The 3,203-nt window shown below is 42.4% G+C and carries 2 protein-coding genes; both read left to right on the top strand.

Going from position 1 to position 3,203, the window contains the following annotated elements; genetic code table 11:
• Positions 1–343 precede the first annotated feature (343 nt).
• Positions 344–826 (top strand): hypothetical protein, encoded by a 483-nt coding sequence (locus tag H6S82_RS25725; protein WP_190475565.1) that lies wholly within the window; start codon positions 344–346, stop codon positions 824–826.
• 537 nt (positions 827–1,363) lie between these two features.
• Positions 1,364–3,203, top strand: a 1,840-nt coding sequence (locus H6S82_RS25720; RefSeq protein ID WP_191056924.1) for an AMP-binding protein, incomplete at its 3' end; no start/stop codon positions are given.

Genomic DNA, 3,203 nt, shown 5'->3' with positions numbered 1-3,203 from the left:
TCAAATATTTGATGTAATTCTTCCTTTAAAGAGTGCATGACTTCGACTAAAGGAGAAGCTCCTTTAACTTGCTCTAATTTTTTTTGTTGGGAAGATAATTTATTTTCAGCTTTTAGTAATATAGCAAATTTGCGATCAACGCGATCGAGCCAGTAAACCTTGTTACGATCGGCAATCATTAATGCGCCGTTTTGATGTTATTTCTCAAATCTGCGATGGGATGCTCAAACTTGATTGGGGGGCTTATCAAAAAGTTAAAGCATCAGGAATGGCATCATTACAGCACTTTTATTAGTTCTGGGGAGTTAGAAAATACTCTTGATTGTTAGGAAACAAAATTCTTATGGACTTAAGAATGATCGCGTTAGCCACTGTTTGCAGTTTACCGTTTTCTTTATCTCTATCATTGGCAGTAGGAGGGATACCAAAATCAGACCAACCATGTCAAGCTTATTTGGATAGCAGTCAAGGAATTGATGATGAGAAGAACAACTGTCCGATAACGGTAGGAAATTTTTCAATTCGAGGAACTTTTTCTAACTCGAATTGGCAGGCTTCTTTTTGGGTATGGGAACCTGCTTATTACATTCTCCATGTGAAAAACAAGCAAAATGGTAGTACGATTAACTTAACAGGTTTTAATGTTACGGGTACGACAAGCCGACCACAGTACCGATTTACCGATTCCGAGCGGAATGTTAATTATATTGTCACTTTTCGCTATTCAGATCCCAACACGCTCCGATTGGAAATTTATCAAAACAATCGAGCGTTCGCCAATGAATTGCTTGGACGGGAATCAGACAAACTCATTGGTGGGCCTTGATGCAAAGAAAGCTGGCGCTCGTGGTGGACTTTTTATGTGAAGAAGCTAGTGAATAAAGCTCTCAATAAAATGCGTTTAAACTTAGAATTACTCCCTTCCCGCCGTAAGATTATCGATCGCAAGTTACCTGTTGTTCTTTTCTCCCCCACTCTCCCGCTCCCCCACTCCCCCCAAAGCATACATATTCTTTGAGCGGGAAGGGAGTAGCTACTCGCTCGAACTAATTTACAAGGTAATTAATTTGTATAAAATTATACTTTAAACCATCAATCATACGAAATTATACCCAAAAGGCAGTTTAGGGAAGAACTTAGGGAAGCGATCGCGGCAAACAGTTCGGCGAGCGACTGCCAGTGGTGTAAACTTTGCTTAATGGTAGTTCTAGCTATTTAGAGGTGCTATGAAAATTTTTGCTCCCCTCTGTAGCAGCGCGGTTCGCCTTAAATGTGACACCAGTCAGCAAACGTCTTACAAGCTGAAAAAATGAATCGAGAAGTAAAGGCTAAATATAAACCAAAATGTGAAAGTAGAGAAATTATGAATCCTGCCAAACAGCCAATTACAGTTGCCGAACTCATTCAAGTTCAGGCGCAAAATAATCCCGATCGAATCGCAATTGTGGCTCCAAAACGCGCTTCCTTAACTTATGGGGGTTTGCGCGATCGCATCGACCAAACAGCCACCATCCTCAGCACTCTGGGCATTAACCCCAACGATCGCGTAGCCGTTGTCCTTCCCAATGGCCCAGAAATGGCGGTTGCCTTTTTAGCGATCGCCGCGACTGCTACTTGTGCGCCCCTCAACCCAGCTTATCGCGAACAGGAATTCGACTTTTATCTTTCAGATCTCAATCCCAAAGCCTTAGTCATTCAGCCAGGAGTAGGCGAACCTGCTAGAATAGTCGCTAAACAGCGAGGAATTCCAATTATTGAACTTTTTCCCCAATTAGAAGCTGAAGCAGGTAGTTTTAGTTTAATTTCTGAAAATTTAGCCAATCCAACCGCCCAAATTCAGAATCCAGAATCTCATCATATCGCCTTAGTTTTACACACATCTGGCACAACCTCTCGCCCCAAAATTGTGCCGTTGACGCATTCCAATCTTTGCACTTCTGCTAGTAATATTCGCCAGACGCTCAATTTATCTGAAAGCGATCGCTGTCTCAACATCATGCCTTTATTCCATATTCATGGATTAATTGCCGTCTTGCTTTCATCCCTCTACGCTGGTGCTAGCATCGTTTGTAGCCCTGGTTTTTATGCCCCGCAATTTTTCAGTTGGATTGAAGAATTTCAACCCACTTGGTATTCAGCCGTTCCCACGATGCACCAGTCAATTCTGGCACAGACCCAAGCAAATCGCGAGATTATTTCTCACAGCAAACTCCGGTTTATTCGCTCCTCTTCTGCTTCCTTAGCCCCCCAAATCATGGCTCAATTAGAAGCCACTTTTAATGTTCCCGTCATTGAAGCCTACGGGATGACAGAAGCCTCTCATCAAATGGCAAGCAATCCCCTACCTCCCAAAGAACGCAAACCCGGTTCGGTTGGCGTAGCAGCAGGGCCAGAAATTGCTATTATGAACGAGACGGGACACTTACTTTCAATTGGTGAAATCGGAGAAGTTGCGATTAAAGGAGCCAACGTTACTCAAGGTTATGAAAATAATCCGAAGGCGAATACAGAAGCGTTTACTAATGGTTGGTTTCGGACAGGAGATTTAGGATATTTAGATGATGATGGATATCTCTTTTTAAAAGGTCGAATTAAAGAAATTATTAATCGAGCAGGTGAAAAAATTTCCCCTCGCGAAGTAGATGAAGTCTTACTAGAACATCCTGCTGTCGCTCAAGCTCTGACGTTTGCTGCACCCCATACTCTTTTAGGGGAAGATGTTGCTGCTGCTGTCGTTTTAAAGGAAGGAATAACGGTTAGCGAGTTAGAAATCAAAGAATTTGTTGCTCAAAAACTAGCAGATTTTAAAGTTCCTCGCGTGGTTCTATTTCTAGATGAAATCCCTAAAGGGCCAACGGGAAAACTGCAACGGATTGGGTTAGCTGAAAAGCTAGGGCTAACGGCATCGAATCCAACCGCAGATCTAGTAGAATATGCGCCACCTCAGACTATCAATGAAATCAAACTGGCAGAAATTTGGTCGCAAGTGTTAAAAATTGAAAAAATAGGAATCCATAACAACTTTTTTCAACTAGGCGGGGATTCTATTCTGGCTGCTCAAATTGTCAATCGCGTGCGAGAAGCCTGGGGAGTAGAGTTGTCTTTTCTGATATTCTTCCAACAGCCTACAGTTGCGAATATGGCGATCGAAATAGCCCAAATTCAAGCCGAGTCTCTAGAATCTGAAGAGTTAGATGATTTAT

It is taken from the genome of Planktothrix sp. FACHB-1355, from assembly GCF_014748295.1.
In the GTDB taxonomy this organism is placed as follows: domain Bacteria; phylum Cyanobacteriota; class Cyanobacteriia; order Cyanobacteriales; family Aerosakkonemataceae; genus Aerosakkonema; species Aerosakkonema funiforme_A.
The sequence above is the reverse complement of the archived record's forward strand: the minus strand, read 5'-3'. Positions and strand labels throughout refer to the sequence as shown.